16 protein-coding genes are annotated in these 21,021 nt (G+C 42.3%); 9 read left to right on the top strand and 7 right to left on the bottom strand.

The window, feature by feature from the left end:
• Positions 1–960 carry an ROK family protein gene (locus GTQ38_RS14980; RefSeq protein ID WP_161436359.1) on the bottom strand — a complete coding sequence of 320 codons (960 nt, stop codon included), beginning with the start codon at positions 958–960 and terminating at the stop codon, positions 1–3.
• A gap of 389 nt (positions 961–1,349) precedes the next feature.
• Here GTQ38_RS14980 and GTQ38_RS14985 point away from each other — a divergent pair, with 389 nt between their 5' ends.
• Entirely contained in the window at positions 1,350–3,740 is a 2,391-nt protein-coding gene (locus GTQ38_RS14985) for an ABC transporter permease (RefSeq protein ID WP_161436360.1), read from the top strand.
• A gap of 59 nt (positions 3,741–3,799) precedes the next feature.
• On the opposite strand, the gene GTQ38_RS14990 is transcribed toward GTQ38_RS14985, so the two are convergent.
• Both GTQ38_RS14990 and GTQ38_RS14995 read right to left on the bottom strand, forming a co-directional pair.
• The gene (locus GTQ38_RS14990; RefSeq protein ID WP_161436361.1) at positions 3,800–4,921 is read right to left on the bottom strand and encodes a ScyD/ScyE family protein; all 1,122 of its coding nucleotides are present in this window, start codon (positions 4,919–4,921) and stop codon (positions 3,800–3,802) included.
• Between the two features lie 156 nt (positions 4,922–5,077).
• Positions 5,078–7,891 (bottom strand): hybrid sensor histidine kinase/response regulator transcription factor, encoded by a 2,814-nt coding sequence (locus tag GTQ38_RS14995; protein WP_161436362.1) that lies wholly within the window; start codon positions 7,889–7,891, stop codon positions 5,078–5,080.
• Positions 7,892–8,136: 245 nt separating this feature from the next.
• Here GTQ38_RS14995 and GTQ38_RS15000 point away from each other — a divergent pair, with 245 nt between their 5' ends.
• The 4 genes from GTQ38_RS15000 (at position 8,137) to GTQ38_RS15015 (ending at position 13,588) form a co-directional block, all read left to right on the top strand.
• On the top strand, positions 8,137–8,760 hold the full coding sequence (locus GTQ38_RS15000) for a DinB family protein (RefSeq protein ID WP_161436363.1): 624 nt from the start codon (positions 8,137–8,139) through the stop codon (positions 8,758–8,760).
• A gap of 82 nt (positions 8,761–8,842) precedes the next feature.
• Positions 8,843–9,061 carry a hypothetical protein gene (locus GTQ38_RS15005; RefSeq protein ID WP_161436364.1) on the top strand — a complete coding sequence of 73 codons (219 nt, stop codon included), beginning with the start codon at positions 8,843–8,845 and terminating at the stop codon, positions 9,059–9,061.
• Between the two features lie 284 nt (positions 9,062–9,345).
• Positions 9,346–11,745 carry an ABC transporter permease gene (locus GTQ38_RS15010; protein ID WP_161436365.1) on the top strand — a complete coding sequence of 800 codons (2,400 nt, stop codon included), beginning with the start codon at positions 9,346–9,348 and terminating at the stop codon, positions 11,743–11,745.
• Between the two features lie 898 nt (positions 11,746–12,643).
• Complete coding sequence (locus tag GTQ38_RS15015) at positions 12,644–13,588, top strand: hypothetical protein (RefSeq protein WP_161436366.1); 945 nt, start codon at positions 12,644–12,646, stop codon at positions 13,586–13,588.
• A gap of 166 nt (positions 13,589–13,754) precedes the next feature.
• Here the strand turns inward: GTQ38_RS15015 and GTQ38_RS15020 are convergent, their stop codons facing one another.
• Positions 13,755–13,952, bottom strand: coding sequence for a hypothetical protein (locus tag GTQ38_RS15020; protein ID WP_161436367.1), 198 nt, complete (start codon positions 13,950–13,952; stop codon positions 13,755–13,757).
• A gap of 159 nt (positions 13,953–14,111) precedes the next feature.
• Here GTQ38_RS15020 and GTQ38_RS15025 point away from each other — a divergent pair, with 159 nt between their 5' ends.
• From GTQ38_RS15025 to GTQ38_RS15035, 3 genes are all read left to right on the top strand, one after another.
• Positions 14,112–14,582, top strand: a complete 471-nt coding sequence (locus GTQ38_RS15025; RefSeq protein WP_161436368.1) for a nuclear transport factor 2 family protein — start codon at positions 14,112–14,114, stop codon at positions 14,580–14,582.
• Positions 14,583–14,773: 191 nt separating this feature from the next.
• The gene (locus GTQ38_RS15030; protein WP_161436369.1) at positions 14,774–15,451 is read left to right on the top strand and encodes a hypothetical protein; all 678 of its coding nucleotides are present in this window, start codon (positions 14,774–14,776) and stop codon (positions 15,449–15,451) included.
• A gap of 175 nt (positions 15,452–15,626) precedes the next feature.
• The gene (locus GTQ38_RS15035; protein WP_161436370.1) at positions 15,627–17,318 is read left to right on the top strand and encodes a leucine-rich repeat domain-containing protein; all 1,692 of its coding nucleotides are present in this window, start codon (positions 15,627–15,629) and stop codon (positions 17,316–17,318) included.
• Between the two features lie 72 nt (positions 17,319–17,390).
• Here GTQ38_RS15035 and GTQ38_RS15040 read toward each other — a convergent pair whose 3' ends face one another.
• The 3 genes from GTQ38_RS15040 to GTQ38_RS15050 all read right to left on the bottom strand — a co-directional run bounded on the left by GTQ38_RS15040 (position 17,391) and on the right by GTQ38_RS15050 (position 19,727).
• Positions 17,391–17,849 carry a Dabb family protein gene (locus GTQ38_RS15040; RefSeq protein ID WP_161436371.1) on the bottom strand — a complete coding sequence of 153 codons (459 nt, stop codon included), beginning with the start codon at positions 17,847–17,849 and terminating at the stop codon, positions 17,391–17,393.
• A gap of 462 nt (positions 17,850–18,311) precedes the next feature.
• Entirely contained in the window at positions 18,312–18,863 is a 552-nt protein-coding gene (locus GTQ38_RS15045; RefSeq protein ID WP_161436372.1) for a dual specificity protein phosphatase family protein, read from the bottom strand.
• 120 nt (positions 18,864–18,983) lie between these two features.
• Positions 18,984–19,727 (bottom strand): phosphatase PAP2 family protein, encoded by a 744-nt coding sequence (locus tag GTQ38_RS15050; RefSeq protein WP_161436373.1) that lies wholly within the window; start codon positions 19,725–19,727, stop codon positions 18,984–18,986.
• Positions 19,728–20,313: 586 nt separating this feature from the next.
• On the opposite strand from GTQ38_RS15050, the gene GTQ38_RS15060 reads away from it, so the two are divergent.
• On the top strand, positions 20,314–20,790 hold the full coding sequence (locus tag GTQ38_RS15060; protein WP_161436374.1) for a GNAT family N-acetyltransferase: 477 nt from the start codon (positions 20,314–20,316) through the stop codon (positions 20,788–20,790).
• Positions 20,791–21,021 lie beyond the last annotated feature (231 nt).

A 21,021-nucleotide genomic window follows, 5' to 3' on the forward strand; every position in this document is an offset into this window, starting at 1 on the left:
CTACCCGATCCGATCTTCCCAGATCAAGGCGGCAGCCCCTGCAATCGCGGCGGTTTTTCCGGCCATACCGGACTGTAGTAGCTTTACTTTTCCTTTGTAAACCTCCAAAAGGTACTCGTTGAAATATTTTTCCAGGGGATCCAGGATCCATTTCCCGCTGTTGACTAATCCACCCATAAGAAAAAAGGCTTCTGGTTGGGTAAATGCCGTGAAATTGGCCAACGCCAGCCCTAGGATGTCTGCGGTAAAATCAAAAGCACGTAAAGCTATGGGATCTCCTTCTTCTGCGGCCCGCGTGATATCTTCTCCGTGCAGATCGTTATAGGCAATAGACCTGAAACGGCTTTCATCCATATACTTACTCTGCATGAACATCACAGTGCGCTTCAATCCGGTTGCAGACACGTAGGCTTCCAGTCCGCCTCTGACATTCAAACCGGTCATACGTCCATCTCCTATGGTCATATCAATATGGCCCAGCTCTCCGGCAAAGCCGTCGTAGCCATCTATCAACATTCCATTGGCTACAATACCTGCGCCGAATCCGGTACCCAGGGTAATTACAATGAAGTCTCTCATACCCTTGGCATTACCGAAAAGCATTTCGCCCAGTGCTGCTGCGCTGGCATCGTTCATAATTCGCATGGGCAGCGATATTCTTTTTTTTAGCTCCTTGAGAATAGGAACGGTTCCTTTCCAAACCAAATTGGAGGCATTTACGATGGTTCCATTCCTGCTGGAAGCATTTGGAGCTCCAATACCGCAACCTATAAGGTTTACAGGTTTCGGACTGTCCTGCACCAGAGTATCAATACTGTCCCTGATCTTATCCAGATAATGGTCCAACTCAGGGTATTCCCGGGTTCGGAAGCGAGTGGAGACGAGACTTTTGCCGTCCTCGTCCACTAATCCCAACTTGGTTTTTGTTCCGCCGATATCTATTCCTACTACTACATCCATAGATCCAATTTAGCGTAGTTAAATTACAACTTTGACTTCCTATTTCAAATGAGCAAACTCAGAATATAATATTAATATAACAAGAGAATATCCTGGAGCAAACCTTTCTGCCTTTGTAAAATTTATGCAGTCGCGCGCTTACTTAAGGATATAGGGCTACATTACTATCCAATTCGGCCTGGAAACGTAGCCGCTTGTCTAATTAATAGACATTTTTGTCAAAAAATTGGACGGTCAACAAACGTAATACCAGCTATGAAATATATAATTATTTGATAGTCAACAAATTGCATTCTTGGTATAATTTTAGAATCCCAATCTGCCATATGCCATTAATCTTCTAATACCATTGGGTAGTTCATAAATTATCCCATCAGAAAAGACAGAACATGCTAAAGAATTACTTAAAAACCGCCTGGAGAAACCTAAAACGCAACAAGGTATATGCAATGATCAACATAGGCGGTCTTGCCGCCGGGATCACCGTAGTAATGCTCATTGGGTTATGGATCCATGACGAACTTTCGTATAACACTTATCATCAAAATTACGATAGAATTGCCCAGGTATTGGTTAACAGAACCTCAAATGGCCAGACCAGGACCAGATACACCATGCCTTACCCCTTGGGCAATGAACTTAGAAATGTATACGGTAGCAATTTTGAATACGTGGTCATGAGCTCATTTCACGGCGATAATGTTTTATCAATAGACGAAAAGAATAAGACCACTTATGGAAGCTACATGGAGGAAGACGCTCTTAGAATGCTATCGCTGGAGATGCTGGATGGCAGTTGGGATGCCATTCAGGAACCTAATTCCATTGTAATCTCAAACTCAACGGCCCAGGCCTTTTTCGGAGATTCGGACCCCATGGGTAAGCCTATGAAGATCAACAATAAGCAAACCGTTACGGTTACGGGGGTTTTTAAGGACCTTCCGTATAATTCTCATTTTAGAGAGCTTAAGTTCATCGCTCCCTGGAAGCTTTATGTAGAGACAAACGATTGGGTAAGAGTTGCTCGCGATGAAAACCAATGGGATAATAATTCGTATCAATTATTTGTACAGATCTCTCCTGAGGCTACAATGCAAACGACAAGCGAAAATATTAAGTCTGCGGTCTTCAACAATGTATCTGAAAACGCCAGAAGGAGTAAGCCCGAAATATTTTTACACCAAATGAAAGATTGGCATTTAAGATCAGAGTGGAAAAATGGGGTTCAGACCAACGGTTTTGTCCAATACGTTTGGCTTTTTGGCATTATCGGGATATTCGTATTGGTGCTGGCCTGTATAAACTTCATGAATTTGGCTACGGCTCAATCTGTAAGAAGGGCAAAAGAGGTAGGGGTACGGAAAACGATCGGATCTAACAAAAATCAACTGATCAACCAGTTTTTAACCGAATCCCTGCTGCTTAGCTTTTTTGCCTTATCAATTGCCGGACTGCTGGTTTATATTCTTTTACCTTCGTTTAACCAACTTGCGGACAAACAAATAGTTTTTCCTTTTACCAACCCTGTGTTTTGGTTGTTATGCCTGGCGCTATTGATGGCCACAAGTGTCTTAGCCGGAAGTTACCCCGCCATTTATCTGTCTTCATTCAGACCGGCAAAAGTGCTTAAAGGAACTTTTAAGACGGGGAAAGCGACCATATCTTCCAGAAAGGCCCTGGTGGTTTTCCAGTTTACAATTTCCATCATATTAGTTATCGGGACCATTGTGATTGACCGGCAGATCCAGTTTTTCAAAGACCGGCCAACCGGTTATGAACGCGATCAACTTTTAATGATACCAAAGAACACCGAAGACTTTGAGGGCAAATACAATCTCATACGTGAAGAGCTAGTGCAAAATGAAATTGTACAGGAAATGTCTGAATCTTCCAGTCCGCTTACTGAGGTGTGGAGTGGTACCAGTGGAATCGAATGGGAAGGTAAAGACCCTGCACTGGCAACGAATTTTGTAACGGTCTGTGTCACCCATGACTATGGCAATACTATTGGATGGGAAATTCTGGAAGGCCGTGATTTTTCAAGAGATTTTGCCTCGGATTCTACCGCCTTTATATTAAATGAAGCGGCTGTGGATTATATGGGTTTGAAAGACCCTGTAGGCAAAACTATAAGATGGGGTAGGGCTCAGCATAAGGTCATAGGGGTGGTCAAAAATATTTTGACCGAATCTCCATATGAATCCATAAAACAGTCTATTTATCTTATTAAGTATGATAATACCAACTGGATAGAACTTAAATTATTACCAAACAGGAGTATATCAGAGTCCCTGGCTCAGATCGGGGCAGTATTTAAGAAACACGCGCCCAATGTTCCCTTTGAATATCAGTTTGTTGATGAAGCATTTTCGACAAAATTCAAGGCCGAAGAACGCATTCGGGAACTGTCGGGAATATTCGCTTTTCTGGCGATATTCATCAGCTGTCTGGGTTTGTTTGGCCTGGCCTCTTTTGTAGCCGAACAGCGAACCAAGGAGATTGGTGTCAGAAAAGTATTGGGGGCTTCTGTTTTAAGTCTCTGGCAAATGCTATCCGGCAGTTTTGTAGTACTTGTGCTTATTTCCGGACTTATCGCAATTCCTATAGCTTATCATCTAATGAAACTGTGGCTTCAGAATTATGAATACAGTGTGGAAATCAGGTGGTGGATCTTTGCTGTTACCATTATTGGCGCCTTACTAATCACCGTTATTACGGTAAGTTTTCAGGCCCTGAAGGCAGCGAACATTAATCCTGTCAAGAGCTTACGGGCAGAATAGTTGTCGAATTTTATATTTTTCCTCAGGAGGTCTAAGCTTAATACAGCGGCATTCCATCGCTATTGTTTAGTCAATTTTAAAATGGTACCTACTTGAGAAGTAACGAACAGTTCGTTGTTATTTCCCATACAAATGCCAGTCGGAAAGATCAACTCCTCCGCAATAACAGTTTCATCATCACCTTGGAACAGCGTAACCTTTCCGGTTCTGCTTTGAAATCCCTGTTGCCCGAACCTGGCGTACTCCAACAGGAAGAATTTTGAATTATCACCAGTGATATCTACCGCTCCGGTAAAATTTCGCTTAAAGATGGTTACCACTCCGGTATCGGATACGCTGTAGATCCTGGATTCTCCGGGAGTAAATGGAAAACCGGTAAAAGCGCTTACCAGAAACCTACCTTCAAAGTAAATAATGCCTGTTGGTACCGAATCGATAAAAGGAGGACCAACCCCGGTGGTGTTAGATATGGTTGGTAGTTCCGCGAGAAGGTCTACAAAGATATCATTGGATTTGTCTATCTGAATGACCGCATTTGCGGCTGCGTCTACAAGGTATATGTGTCCGTCCGGAGCCAGGGTTAGATTGTAGGCATTGCTCTCTCCGGTTTGGTTGTCAAAGTCATAGTTCAATACGAAATCAGCAATGTTGGTAACCAGCGGCCCCTCGCTGTACTCTATAGGTGGGTCTCCCGGCGTAAAATCGCCAATGTTCAATTTTAAAAATGCACCTCCCGCTATCTGGGAAGTAAGGCCCAAAGCCATCCACAAGGTGTCACTTTCAATCAACAGGTGATGTACACTTCCCGCAGAACCTTCTTCAATAGCAGAGGGGATATTGATCATATAAGGAAAAACATTACCACTTGCATCGATCACGGAAATACGTCCACTGTTTCCGCCATTTCCCTGTTCGGCCACCCATAGTCTGCCCTGCTCGTCCAACTCAATTCCCTGTGGCGCTGTAAGCCCTGTAACAAATGTTTCCACCACATATTCGTCTTCCACATTTCCATTTCCTATAGGGTCGTCATCGGTTGGATCGTTTACCATGGGGTCTCCCGGATCCGGATCTTCGCTACTGCTACATCCGGCAGCAAGCGTAAGCAATACAAGACCGAAAACCAGTCCTAACTGTCGATATGTTCTTAAGATCCCCAGGTCTTTTTCAAGTAATTTCATGATTCAAAATTTAAGTGTTCAACAATAAGAAATGAGGGAACCTAAGGTGTGAAGCTAAGCTAGACATAAGGGAATCCAGAGCTTTTCAAAATACGCTCAGATCATAGCAAAATACACTCAAAACCAAGTTTTAAGCGGTATTAGCCTGGGAAAACGCTAAGAATTCAAAGGATATTCAGCCTGGTATAAGGAAGGCGCCACTCCGTAAAAGTCTTTGAAGCACTTGGTAAAATAGGAAAGGCTGTTAAAACCCACGCCGTAAGCGATTCGGCTTATGTGATCGGCATCCTGAGAGAGTAACTGAGCTGCTCTTTTCAGGCGGAAATTTCTCAAGAGTGCACCTGGTGTCTCATTGCATAAGGCGCGTATTTTCCGGTGAAATTGAGCCCTGCTCATGGCCATGGCCTTGTGGAATTGCGGTACCCCAAAATCCGGATCCATATAACGTATCTCCAAAAGCTTGTGTACGCGTTCCAGGAAGTTCTCGTCTATGGAGTTTACCGTTATTCCTTTAGGGTGTATATGTGTTTTCAGGTTGGCATAAGACTCCCTTAAGCGCTTTCGTTGCAAGATCAGGTTTTTTACCCTGGCCATCAGTTCATCTGCTTCAAAGGGCTTGGTAAGGTAATCATCCGCTCCGGTTTCCAGTCCATGGATCTTATGTTCAGTACCGGATTTTGCCGTAAGCATGATCACTGGAATGTGACTAGTGATGATATTACTCTTAACGAGCTTGCAGAATTGCATTCCGTCCATTTCCGGCATCATCAGGTCTGTTATAATAAGGTCCGGTGAATTGGCCAAAGCCTTTTTCAGGCCTTGTGAACCGTCCTTTGCTTCCAACACCCGGTAAGATCCGGACAGTACTTCCGAAACATACCGTCTCATATCTTTATGATCTTCTGTCAACAGAACGGTAGGTTTATCTTCTCCGTCCATTTCCTGTAATTCAGGGAAGGGTAAGCTCTTGATGAGCGGTGGTTTGGATTTCTTTATTTCGTCTAAAAGCGGTTCCCCACCTAAGGGGGTAAGAGGGAGTTCCACGTTGAAGACGCTGCCTCGGCCAAATTCACTTTGGACACTAATTTGGCCTCCCATTAGAGCTATCAATTCTTTAGTGAGTCCCAGCCCGATTCCGGTTCCCTGACTCTCTGTATCATCATCTGCCCGATAGAACCGATCGAAAATGTAAGGTAGCTGTTCCGGTTTTATACCCCTTCCTGAATCCTCTACCAAAATTTTCAGCTGATCTCCGGACTGATTGGCTTTCAAAACAACTTCTGATCCTGAATTGCTGAATTTAAAGGCATTGCTCAAAAGGTTGTAGATCACTTTTTCCAGTTTGTCTTTATCGAAGGATGTTTGCAATGAGAATTCAGGAATTTGGGTTTTATAGGATATTTGGCGTTTTGCCGCATGCGAATCAAATGAAGAAGCGACAGCCCTAAGAAAGCCAAAGATATCTGCCTCTGTTTTTTCCAGTTTAAGATTGCCCGCATCCAACCTTGAGAGATCCAACAACTGATTTACCAGTTCCAGCAGCCTTTCCGTATTTCTTTGTATCATACTAAGGTTTTCTCTGCTCAGTTGTTGTTTCGGATGTTCTGCCAATTGTTCAATAGGCCCTTTAATGAGAGTCAGAGGTGTTCGGAATTCATGGGATACATTGGCAAAAAAGCGCGACTTGGCCTTGTCGAGTTCCTGCAGTTTTTGGGTAACGGTTTGTTGGGTGGCCAGCAACTGGGCATTTTTTCGGTTTTTAAGCCTTTGAAATTTATATACCACAAAGCCCAACACTCCGATGGCTAACAGTCCGCCTGCCAGAATATTACGCCATAAACGGTCTATTTTGCTGTCCCTGTTCAGTAAGGCAATGGTCTGATCCTGGATCTTTAACTCCTGTTCTTTCTGTTGTACCTCATATTTGTTTTCCAATGAGCTCAACTCCCTTAGGCGGGTCGCATCGTATAAACTATCGTTGTACTGCGTATGCATGCGGGAGTATTCCAGAGCCTTTTTATAGTCCCTTAGGCTGGCGTAATTTTCACTTAAAATCAGACTCACTTCGGCTACGATCACCTTGCGGCCGATCTGCCTGGCAACTTCAAGGCTGGTAGAGGCAAATTCGGTGGATTTATCAAGTTCCCCGGTTTTTTGATAAAGCTGGGCCAAATGACGGGTAACCGAAGCCACACCCTGCTGATTGTGTATCTTCCGGTTAATTTCCAGGGACTCCTTAAAGTAGGGGAGGGCCTTGTCAAATTCGTTGATGTTTAAATAAAGATCCCCAATATTTACCAGGTTGATGGCCGTGTTTAAGGGAACATCATTGATGCGATTGATGGTAAGGGCTTTGAGGTAATAATCCAGCGCCTTGTCGTACTCAAACATATTCTCGTAAACCAGTCCCAAACCTACAAACTGGGAGGCCTGACCGATTTCATCCCTTAATTCCTGACAGATCTGCAAAGACTCCTGGTAGTAATCCAAAGCCTTAGGATAATCCTGTAATCTAAAATAGACCCCTCCTAAATTGGTAAGCACACTGGCAGTTTCCGCTTTTCGATCAGTGTTTTTATAATACATGAGTGCCTCAAAACCGCTATCCAGGGCTTCGGGATAATTACCCTGAAATCTAAAGATGCGGGACAGCTGAGCCTGTGACCGGGCAACACCATCGGCAAAGTCAATATCTTCTGCTATGGTTAAAGCTTCCCTCGTATAAAGCAGCGCACTGTCTGTGGAAGAATAGGTATATACCTCTCCCAGTTCATTGAGGAGGCTTACCCTGGAAGTATCTGTAGCACTTTGTTCAAGAAGGGTTTTTAAACTGTCTATTGAAGACTGGGCCAGAAGACTGGAAGGTACTGAAAGTAACACCAAGCAAAGTGCCAAATACCGTCCGGGAATGGTTTTAGACATCCATGAGCAAACCTTAGATCTGAAATATATCTTAAGCTCAACACCCATATATAATTGGTTTATACCAAATTACGATTTTTTAATAATAACTTTTTTTAGAAAAGAACCTTGGAATTATTTGTGAAGTGTCTGAAAGAGTGTGTTGATTACAATTACTACCCTTTAGAGGTGCCAAAAAGGTAGTAGTCCGGTATGATATTTCCGGTCTAAAGGACCAATTGTGCCTTCCACGCTTTTGCTGAGCTTCTTTATAACGTACATTTAAATTGTTACAATCCATTTAATTCTAGCGTATGAATCGAAGACTCATTTTAAGTCTGATCGGTCTTAGTCCATTGGCGCTAATCGCATCTAAAATTCAGGAAAGCAGATCTCTGATGGACATCCTTATTAGAAGATGGACGCAGTCTAAGGAATACACCTTGGCTGTTTTCGAGGCCATGCCAGCGGACAATATTGAGTTTTCACCTACGGCAGAACAGATGAGTTTTGCTCAGCACTTCATGCATCTCAGTCTGATCAACAATTTTTATATAGGAATTCTGATGGATCAAAAAACCTACAAAGACTTCAATGCCATGATAAATGCAGACTTCCTGCTGGAACGCCCAGATCCCATAAACCTCTTTCAGCCCGATCAGTTAGAAAAACGAGATACAGCTGCAAATAAGGCATTGGTACTTAAATACGTTTCAGATTGTTTTGATTATGCGATCTCATGCCTGGGGCTGCTGAACGACTCCATTTTAAGCGGTGGAATTGAAAAGGAAAAACCTGAATTCCTTTCCGGTCATACCAATTTAGACCTTATCTTGAGGGGTGAAAGTCATACAGCACATCACAGGGCCCAGGCGGTGGTTTATTTAAGGATGATGGGTATCAGACCACCAACCTACACGCCTTACAACAAGCTCTGATAGGTTATATGGAGGGCAATACGGATGTACGATATACGATATTCGATATACGATATCCGATATACGATATGCGATATGCGATATGCGATATGCGATAGACGATATGCGATATACGATATGCGATATGCGATATGCGATATGCGATGTGCGATATGCGATGTGCGATATGCGATGTGCGATATACGATATGCGATATGCGATATGCGATATACGATATGCGATATGCGATATGCGATATACGATATACGATATGCGATATGCGATATACGGAATTCACATGCTGAGGGTATTCAGCGACTAATTCACAAAATCTTCATTTCCTCAATTTCACAATTTTACAGTTTCACAATTCCGGGTAAAGGGTTTTCAAATCAGTATTATCACATCCATTTAGAGTGTACAATTAATGGACATTTTGTGTAAACTTTTTTTACGCGAAACCTACGATTTCTTAGGTAAATTAGGGTTTAATAGACTGTTTATGAGGCGCTTGTGATTTTGGCATAATTTTAGGCGAAACTTAAACAATCTTTGAATGTTCTGCATTCAGCATTCGGAGTTTGCTCATCAATCAAAATCGCAATCATGCTAAATAATCATCTAAAATTCGCGTGGAGGAACTTACGGAAAAACAAGGGTTATACCCTGATAAATGTTGGTGGTCTGGCCCTGGGTATGGCTGTGGCCCTTGTTATTGGCCTGTGGGTAAATGATGAATTATCCCACGATAATTATTTTACCCATAAAGACAAGATCGCGCAGATCTATCGATCCACAACTCAGAATGGTAATACCAATACCAATAGTTTTTTACCTATTCCCCTGGCGCAGACCTTAAGGGAAAGTTATGGTGATAACTTTGACAATGTGGTTTTGTCTTCCTGGAATGTGCAGCAGTTCCTGGAATACAAAGAGACCAATATTCCCCGTCAGGGAAATTTTATGCAGTCCGAAGCTCCGGAACTCTTAGATCTTAAAATCGTAAAAGGAGAGCGGGATGGTCTTCGCGAAGTCAATTCTATCATGTTGAATGAATCTACGGCCCATGCACTATTTGGCAACGAGGATCCTATAGGAAAAGTGATCAGGGTGCAGAAAACATTCGATCTGATGGTTACTGCGGTTTATCAGGATATTCCCTTCAACACCACCTTCAGGGATCTCACTTTCATAATTCCCTGGAAGCACTACCAGGCCAACAATGAATGGGTGGCTGGAAATGTTGATAGTTGGGGTACCAACTCCTTTCAGCTTTTTGTACGGATCGCGGACAAGGTAAGTATGACTGAAGTCTCAAAGTCCATTGGGGATGTAATTCTGGAGAACAATGAAAACTTTGCGGCTTCCAGTCCAAAGATATTCCTGTTACCCATGCAGGACTGGTATCTGCACGGTGAATTTGAGCAGGGTGTACAAGTGGGAGGCCGCATTACCTATGTATGGTTATTCGGAATTATAGGGGTTTTTGTATTGTTGCTAGCATGTATAAATTTCATGAATCTCAGCACTGCAAGATCCGAAAAACGCGCCAAGGAAGTAGGTATCCGAAAATCCATCGGTTCTCAGCGATCACAATTGATCCACCAGTTCTTAAGTGAATCCTTTTTGGTATCCCTTCTTGCCTTCGTTCTTGCCATAGCTCTTGTTGTAATGTCTTTGGATGGCTTCAATCAGATCGCCCAGAAGGAGATTGAGTTTCCGTTCTTAAATATTTGGTTTTGGATAGTTTCTCTTCTGTTTATTCTGACCACAACCCTGCTGGCGGGCAGCTACCCCTCTTTATATTTGTCCTCTTTCCATCCGGTAAAGGTCCTGAAAGGTACCTTTAAAGCAGGCCAGAACGCCAGTATACCAAGAAAAATTCTGGTGGTAGTTCAGTTCACAGTTTCGGTGGCCTTTATTATCGGAACTATCATTGTAATGAAACAGATCAATCATGCACAAAACAGACCTATAGGTTATGACCAGGATGGCTTAATTCAAATACCCACTTTTAGCCCTGAATTTATGGGCAAAACTGATTTACTGCGAACGGAGTTCATCAACTCAAGAGCCGTTGTAAACATGGGCACTTCCAGCGCCCCGACCACAGATATCTGGTCCGTACAAAGCGGATATGATTGGGAAGGAAAACCTGAGGGATTTCAGGAAAGCCTGGCTTGGACCGCGGTTTCTGCTGATTATGCGGAAACCTTAAAGCTGAATATCGTCCAGGGGCGAAACTTTTCCAGGGACAGGGCAACAGATTCCCTTGCTGTTCTGATCAATGAAGCCGCCGTGGAGTACATGGGTTTTGAAAACCCTATTGGTCAATTGATCAGCGATTCAGATGCAGAAGAACCCTCTCCACCGCTCAGGATCATTGGAGTAGTGGAGGACATGGTCGCTCAATCCCCTTACCAGTCGGTGATGCAGGGCATGTATGTATTTGATCGATTTGGTATAATCAATTACTATTACCTGAGGCTCAACCCGGATCAAAGTGCGAGTAAAAGCCTGGCAGCAATAGAACGGATCTTTACCAGGCACTTCCCAACGGTTCCTTTTCAGTATCAATTTGTGGATGACGAGTATGGCAATAAATTTGCGTCGGAGCAACGCCTTGGGACCTTGTCAGGGATCTTTACAGTACTTGCCATTATCATTAGTTGTCTGGGGCTGTTTGGATTGACCTCCTTTGTAGCCGAGCAGCGAACCAAAGAGATCGGGGTAAGAAAGGTATTGGGCGCTACTGTCTTCAATATGTGGAACATGTTGTCTAAGGAATTCCTGAAACTGGTGACCATCTCAAGTCTTGTGGCTATACCTATTGCGTATAATGTAATGAACGACTGGCTGCAGGAGTACCAGTACCGCATTACTTTGAAGTGGTGGATCTTTGGTCTGGCCATGCTTGGGGCATTGTTACTGACTTTGATAACAGTGAGTTTTCAGGCCATTCGGGCGGCTCAGCAGAACCCGGTTAAAAGCTTGCGGATGGAGTAGTCAGTTGGCAGTCCTCCTTCGCTAAGGCTACGGAGGATGAAATCAGTTGGCGGTAGGCAGTGGGCAATACTGTCTGGTCGAGCGGAGTCGAGACCTATTCAGGTAGTGAACAGTAAACAGTGAACAGTCCTCCTACGCCAAGGCTACGGAGGATAAATTGACAGTAGGCAGTGTACGCTGTGCTGTGAACTTTGTCAGGTCGAGCGCACGTGTCCATCGAAACTTTAGTGAAGATGGAGTCGAGACCTAATTGGCAGAAGCCAGTTTGCAGTGGGCAGTTTACAGTATATAATATCAATTTTAAACTTAACACTTAACACTTAACACCTTAAACTTAGACTTAATCTTAAGCTTAAACTTCTACTTGAACCTGAACTTTCGCTTTCCTGCTTTCAAATTGCAGTATCAGCCACTAACTTTATCTTGGGGAGGGGTTTAGAACCCCTGGATTAGTGGACAGTGAACAGTCCTCCTACGCCAAGGCTACGGAGGATAAATTGACAGTAGGCAGTGAACGCTGTGCTGTGAACTTTGTCAGGTCGAGCGTCCACCCGGCCAAGGCGTTCGGACGGGCAGTCGAGACCTAATTGGCAGAAGCCAGTTTGCAGTGGGCATTGGGCAGTTTGCAGTATATAATATCAATTTTAAACTTAACACCTTAAACTTAATCTTAAACTTGTACTTAAACTTTCAAAAAACCAGCCCAACTGCCATTACCTTTCTAAGTAAATAAGAGAAGGCATTTCTTTCCCTTAATTTAACATTACCGCCTATTATTCTTCAAAAATAATAAGTAAATTCCTACTTTATTGCAAACCACTACTATCAAAACCGCATGATGCCCCGATCATAATTATGCCTTGTGAACACCTTATATTAATCTATAAACCCAAATATTATGAGAAACAGATTGTTTTTGTTTTTAGGAATTTTTACGCTCTTAGTTTCCTGTGAGGATGAGACAGATCCTTTGCAGGCAGACGAGAGCAGTGGCCCTGAATTTGTAGAATCAACAATTGTAGTTGACGGTCGGGAGTTTTTAATTGAGATGGATATGCGTGGAGAAGAACCCATGATTGTCCAGAGCGATGATTTTATAGCCTTAGATGAATTGATTAGCGGCAAGGATCTAACTTATTATGTAAGTGCTGATTTTGAAGGCTTCGCGGTTTTCTCTTCCTCAGAAAAACTAAATGAGCTCATATTAGACAGCGAGAAACTGGGAGATTTCAATAGTAAGATGGTCAGTTTAAATGGAGCAAACCAGTTTAATTCAGCATCCTCAAGTACTACTGCCCGCACAATACCGAGCTTTACAATTGCCAAAGATCTGGGCTTAAAAGGTACCAAATTTTCAAGAAGCAATTTTGGAACATACGCCAATCCACATCTTAGGTGTAACCAGTACGAGACGGGTTGCAGCAATTTTAATGATAAAATCACCTCCATTGAAGTAGTCAATGCAGTGGCCGAGTTCTACTCAGGTTCATTCAGGAGCAAGGGTCATAAGCTATATGTTGATGCGAGAAACGGAACGGTCTATATTGGCACCCTTAAGGACTTAAGGTTGCGGGATTCTAAATTTACACCTACTTACTTCAGTGGTGATAATACCTGCAGGCTTTGGACCAGCCCCTTTTGCAAAAGTTGGAATGATCAGATCACCTCGTTCTGGGCATCTCAGAGTTATAGGGCTTCTGGGAACAGCCCCAATTCTATTTTAAGCCAGGATTGTTCGCATAATTACAACGATCCTTCCTGTAGTTCCGGTGGTGGAGGTGGCTCCGGCGGTGGCGGTGGCGGTGGTGAAAACCCCATCGGAGGAGACCAGCCGATTAAATAAATTGACTAATAAGATTCTACCCATTAAAATGCCCCTTTTATCCGGGGCATTTTTTTAGTTTTATCCGCAAGTAGCAGATCCGAATAACGTCAGGGACTATCCCTCCGGATATAGTAATCTAACCAAAGTCTCAGCGAAGAAATTTTTTAAATTGGGAATTGCTGCCTTAGAATTTTTGCCTTTTATATTTCCCGCCGTTTTCATGCCACTCGCGTGCAATATCCAAAGCTCGGTTATATGCTTTTTCGTGATCAAAACCGTGAACATCGATCATGCCATTAGCCAGTAGAAAAACCTTCTCTACCAAGTCTTTATCCTTTTTTCCGACTTTTTTCTCTATTTCTTTAAGGGTAAATTTCTTCATTCCATGGGAACTTCATATACAAGGCTATAGCAGCTTTTCGCAAAATTAAAGCAAATACCTGGGATTGTGGAAATGGATTCGCTTATGTGTTTGAAATAGACGACATATTTAGCCACTCATCTATTATCTTTATAGTCCTAACCTTCAAGTTTTTGTACCGTGAAATGGAGTCCACTTTTTTTGGCAATTTTCTTCTTCTTTAGTTGCGGAGAGGGAAGTAAGGAAATAACAGACAATGATCTGAAGTTGGAAATAAAACGGATGTACGAGCACCATATTCAGGATCTAAAAAATCTGGACCATACAAGTCTTATGAGGCATTATGCCAATACAAATGATCATGTTCTATTTGGGGATGGTGAATACTGGGGAAACTACGAAACGGTAAGTAATATTTGGGAAAATTTCACTCAAAATACACGGGAGATCCTGGAATGGAAGATTTCCAATGAGCATATACATCTGCTTTCAGAAAGCTCAGCATCCTATCTAATGGAATACTATAATTCGCGTGTCGACTCTGCAGGGGACACCCTGAATATTCGGGGAAGTGTAAGCTACGGACTCAAAAAAATAGACGACGACTGGCGCATTGTTACTACAAACGTTTCGCATTTCCCAGTTCAATAATTGTCTTTATGCCAATTATCTCATGGGATTCTATGTTTTTAATGACAAATTTTGAGGTACTTCAAAGCCGTTATCTATATTAGCGTGATATTTTAAGCAACCTAAAATTTACTGAATACTTCTGGACGAACTCCAAAGCTTCGTCAAACCAAATAGCAAATCAAACCTGGATTCACCTTAATCCCATACTTATGCTCAGAACTGTACTATTTATTGCTCTGTCCTTATCAGTTTTTCTAAATTCTTATTCACAGGATTATTTCGAAGGGGAAGTTCATTTTAAAATCAACTATGAACCCTTAATGGACCAAATTTCAGAAGAATTATTAATACAAGAGTTTGGTGATACCCTAATTGGTTACGTTCAGGAAAGGCGCTATATCATGGAAACCAATACTAAGGGAGAAATGGGCCGGACTCGGTTGATTATGATGATGGACGAAAACTATGCCTATCTGGACGGGGATAAATCAGATACCATATACAAGTATAGGCTAGATAAGGAATCGGCAAAGCTTTTGAGGATTGAAAAAAAGGAATCTGAAACAGCAACGGTCCTGGGAGATGTTTGCCCATCAGTTGAACTCGATTATGAGACCACTGATCCAAATAGTTATTTTAAACAAAGCATTGGCAGGTACTATTACAACCCAAAATATAGGCTAAACAAAGAAGCATACGCCAATCATGAATCAGGGTTTTGGAATCTTTATGTCAACGAAGCAGGAGCGATTAGTGTGCTAAATATGGTGGTTACATGGCCAATTTACAGATCTATTATGAAGGCTTTCAAAATTCATGAGACCAAAGTACCAGATAAGATGTTTGATTTGAATCAGACTCAAAAAATTATAAAGGAAATAGAGTAAGACTATTTGTATATAGGTATAATAATTATGCATGCCAAAAGTCATTCCGCTAGACCTTTATTTGTAATATCCGGTTTTATAGTGCGTTATAAAGTCAGAAAATTCAACAAAAAATTGCCTTTTTAAAATGCCCCGTAATCCTAATGAATCAAGTTTCCTTAAAATTCATTTTTTAATGAGATCTCTCTACTTTTTACTTTTCCTGTCCATTGTAATTGCGTCCTGTTCTTCTGAATCCGATCCGGAGGTTGTCCCGGGAGAAAACGAATCCATGGAAACAGAGGGAAAGCAAGTCTTTCGCATTGATTTTAAAGAAATAACATCGAGTGGTGCTACGCTTAAATCTTCCGGGAATCTGGAACCGGCATTTGCCCTAATAAGCATTTCTGATAATTCTGGTAATCCCGTTTACACCCGAGAAAAATTCGCGCTTACCAAGGTTGAGGAAAACTATGAAACCGAAGAAATCACATTGGATGCCGGCACATATAGTCTGACAGAATTTATAGTCACTGATGCAAATGACGTGGTTATCTCCCTGGCGCCCATTGGGGACTCTGCCTTATCAGAATTTACAGAAACCTTTTTGCCTCTAGAATTTTTGGTAGAAGAGGATGAAACCGCGGTTTCTACTACAGAAAATATTGAAGCTGACGGATTTACCGCTTTCGATTTTGGATATGGAGAGGTAAACCTGGATTTTCCGGAATCTACGGATTTCTTTAGCTTAACTGTTAACGACACCCAACTGCTTACTGCCAAGACCATTGCCATAAAGTCGGTCACAGGATCTCGATATGCCGTCGATTGGGGTGATGGATCTATAGAGGACTACCAGTCTGCAAATAGCAATAATCCAGCGGATGAAACAGAAATATCTCATACCTATGCGGCTGAAGGAGAATATACCGTGAATATCAGTGGTCCTTTAGAGGTTATAGAATATCTAAAATTTGCAAGTAACGATCAGCAGAATAATTTTCAGACAAATCTGGTTTCAATTCAGTTGGACAAGCTGGTATTGCTAAAGGTGCTTACCCTTTATTCCGGTCAGCTTACAACGCTTGATATTTCCGAAAATATAGCTCTGGAAAAGCTGGAACTTGGTTTTAACCAGATTAATAGTTTAGACCTTAGCAACAATGCTACTTTAGAGCAAGCCTTTTTAAGGTACAATCAATTGACAGCCCTTGACGTATCACAAAATATTAACCTGAAATTCCTGGATGTTACTGGAAATCAATTTAGCAGTTTGGACGTCGCTGCCAATACCCTTCTGGAAAAGCTTCTGGCTCGTGAAAACCAATTGACCGCTTTAAACATTTCGTCTAATACAGCCTTGAATACCCTGGATCTAAGTGACAATTTTCTTCCTTCTATAGATACCTCAGGCAATATGAGTTTAGTTGAAATAAATGTTGGAAGAAATCAATTAACCAGCATAGACTTTTCGGCAAATACCAACCTTAGGCGAATAGATCTTTACGGCAATCAGATAAGCGCACTTGATGTATCCAATAATTTGGTCTTGAGAGATCTATACATTGAAGATAATCTGCTTAGCACCATAGACCTATCAAACAATCCGGAAATGGAGCGGTTGATCATTGAGAATAATGCATTTAGCACTTTAGACCTCACTAACAACGCCAAAATCTTTGATCTGCAGATTGGTGGAAATCAATTTGATGGAGCTCAGTTAGACACCATTATCGCACAGGTACACGAGCAGGCCGTGTTGAATACTATTCTGGATGGTTATATTGATTACCAGAACAACCCGGGTTTTAATGCCATAGACCCTTCGACCACGACAAAAATCAATGATTTGATCAATAACTATAATTGGTTCTTTAATAACAATTAAACACAATCTTGTCCGGATCTCCGGCAACATTAAGCGGATTAACGAATATAGCTGCTTAAAGAATCAGGGTTTTCAGGGATTCGTCCAGTAATCCACTACAAAAACCTTTTCCAGATAGGGTTGCAGGCTTTCGCCGAAGGCCTTATGGGCAGGGTGGGGAGCGTAAATGGAGTCCCGGTCTTCCTCAGATTCAAAGGTCAGCAGATAGCAATGGGTAAATCCCTGATCGAAGTTTTCCGGACTGTCGTTCAGGCCCCATTCAAAATCCTTGATCACCGGGATCTTTTCGGGAAGGGCATTAAAGGCCATATTAACCCTCTCAACATCCTCTTCACTGGCATCGTCCTTGAATTTGAAGATGACAACATGCCTTAACAATCGTTCTTTTGATTTCATTTCTGATGTTTCTTCTTTCATGGCAACTTCTACATTATTTTCCGGATTTTCAGGCTGCTTTTCTTTACAGGAAGACCAAAGGATAAGAAAACCTGCTATCAATAGAATTTGACAAAACTTTTGCTTTAAGATCATTGGTATAGTTTTTTGAAAGGTAGGGAATAATTGGGATAGTAATCAGTAATCAGTAAACAGTGAACAGTGAACAGTAAGCAGTTCTTTGTCTAGCCGTCTAGCCGTCTAACCGTCTAACCATCCAACAGTCTAACCATCCATGCGTCCAACCATCCAACCATCTAACAGTCTACCATCCAACCATCCAACAGTCTAACCATCCAACAGTCTAACCATCCAACAGTCTAACAATCCAACCATCCCACAGTCTAACAATCCAACTATCTAACCGTCCAACGGTCTAACCCTCTAACAGTCCAACAAGTCTAACCATCCATGCGTCCAACCATCCAACCATCCAACTATCTAACCGTCTAACAGTCCAACAAGTCTAACCATCCAACAGTCTAACCATCCAACCATCCAACAGTCTAACCGTCCAGCAATCCAACCGTCCAACCATCCAACTCCTCAATTTCACATTTACATTCCTAATTCGCTTCTTAATCGTGCAACATCAAGACTTGAGATCAGTTCAATTACATTCGGGTACCAATTCTCATGGTATCCCAGCTCAGCCTGGCGTAGTTCGCTTATGGCTTCTTCTTTGGACCAATCCTCAACTACCACCCTATAGGCAGCCATGGTGGCTCCGGTGCGATCCGACCCATGCCAGCAATGTACCAAAACCGGTTTTTCTGCTTTTTGTATGGCTTGTAAAACTACCAGCAAATCAGCTTCTGTGAGTTCCTTGGTTTTAAGAGGAATATGAACCAGCTTCATTTCAGTTCCCTTTGCTTTTCGCGAGTCATCTTTATTTCTACGTAAGTTAATTGAAGTTCTTATCCCCAAGGTTTGCAAAACTTTAAAATCCTTTTTGCTTGGTTGTTCAGAACGGTAAAGGGAATCATTTAGTTGGTAAAGCCGTTTGAATTTGCCTGAATCAATTCTTTCAAGCCGCTTTTCCTGAGCTATTCCAATATACGGTAGGCAAAACAGTAGTATTATGGTTATGGTTAAAGTGAGGTATTTCATGATAACTTTAGACTTTGAAACAGCCCTGCGCTGTTCAACAAAGTTAAGTGATTTAAGTTCCCGAGACATAGATATTTACACCATTAAGGGTGTTAGGAAATGAACGCAAGTCCGGCCGAATTAGAATCGGAGGGCCAGGTAAACACCACTGCTTTCAAAGTCCAATTTAGGCAATACGACAAGCCTTTCAGGGCCTTTAAAAGGGTTCCAGGCGAAGAGATAGTCAAAATGGTAAACCAGTTTGGTAACCGCTATGCCCAGGGCAGATCCCAGCAGTACATCGGAAAGCCAGTGTTTGTTTTTTGCCATCCGCAAATAGGCTGTTGTTGAAGCGAAAGCATAACCTGAATAGGCGAGTAGGGGTTCCGTATTTTTAAATTCCTCGTATAGTACTGTGGCGCTTGCAAAGGCCAAAGAAGTATGTCCGGAAGGAAGGGCTTCATCATTAAAGTTATTGGGCCTGGTCTTAGCTGTACTTCGTTTTATGCCCGTGGTGATTAGTTGGGTTAGCAAAAGGGAAAGCGCCGCGTTCTTGGATTGGTCAAACCAGTGATTTTCTGCCTGTACGCCCAGAGCGTCCGCTCCATACATCAGGGCAAGGGGTGCAAATCGGGTATAATCGTCAATGTTAGTCCTCAGATCCTGATTTATCTTTGGTTGCAGTTCTTGCTCAAAGTCACCGTTGTTCAGAAGTAGTGCGGTTCCCCCAAGGACACCGGGAATGATCATCTGCTTTACAGGGAAAGGTCGTTTTTCGGTAAATTCAGCAAAGGTCACGGAATCTACTACATAGCCTTTTTGACAAAGCCCTAAAATTGGGCATAGCGCTAGTATAAGACAAAACGTGAAAAGACTTTGTTTCATAAATTGTGGGGTACGATTTCCAAAGACATGTAAATATAACGTTCTAAATGAGGTATAAATTTTATAGGGTGATAAAGTATAGGTAAGGATGCTTCACGGAGTATCAGAAAATTAGCGGTTGGCTGTCCTCCTTTACTTTGATTCGGAGAGGAAACTCAGTCCTTGGTAAACAGTGAACAGTAAACAGTGATCAGTAAACAGTCTGATCATCTGATTGTCTAGCCATCTAACTGTCTAACAATCCAACCGTCTATCCGTCTATCAATCTAATTATCTAAGCATCCATCCGTCTAACCCTCCAACTGTCTATCCGTCTATCAATCTAATAATCTAAGCATCCATCCGTCTAAACCTCCAACCGTCTATCCGTCAATCAATCTAACCATCTAACAGTCCAGCCATCTAACGGTCCAACCATCCAACCATCTAACGGTCCAACCATCTAACAGTCCAACCATCCAACCATCTAACAATCCAACCATCTAACGGTCCAACCATCCAACCATCTAACAATCCAACCCTCCAAAACCCAACACCTACCACTTAAAATCGCTATTTTACACTAGAGTTAAATAATTGCCGTGAAATGATCCTCATTAAAGAAGTGAAATCAAAAATGGAATATCATCTGGCATCCAAGCTGTTCAGAGAGTATGCCGAACAGTTGGGAATAGATCTGAGTTTTCAGGAATTTGATAGGGAAATTCAGGATTTGGAAGCACAGTATTCCCATCCGCACGGGACGATATTTGTTGCGCTGGATACAGAAGACAACGCTATGGGCTGTATCGCTATTCGAAAGCTGGAGAATTCCATCTGTGAGCTAAAAAGAATGTATGTTAAACCAGGGTTCAGAGGTCTGGGGGTAGGCCAAAAACTCCTGGCAAAGTCCTTAAAAAAAGGAAAATCATTGGGCTATGATACAATGAGATTAGACACTCTGGCCAGTATGGAAAAAGCCCTGGCGCTTTATACCAAAGCCGGATTTTACGAAATACCCCCATACCGCTACAATCCTGTCGAAGGTGCCAAATATTTCGAAATAGATTTGAATTCCCTTTGAAAAATCTGGGGCACTCCGCTAAGCCTGGCCCAAGATCCGAGGACAACATTCTTCTGCCCTGGGACAAGACAGATCACCCAAATAAATCTACCGATGTCTAGTTAGACGGGAGGTCTCGGTTTTCACCACTTATCGCCAAATAGCAACGATTGTTACATCATTTTTAAAGCTTGGTTACAAGAGGGGTACTTTTGCGTACAAAGCTTGCATGCACCGATATACTTGAAGAAG

Source organism: Poritiphilus flavus (assembly GCF_009901585.1).
GTDB classification, from domain to species: Bacteria; Bacteroidota; Bacteroidia; order Flavobacteriales; family Flavobacteriaceae; genus Poritiphilus; species Poritiphilus flavus.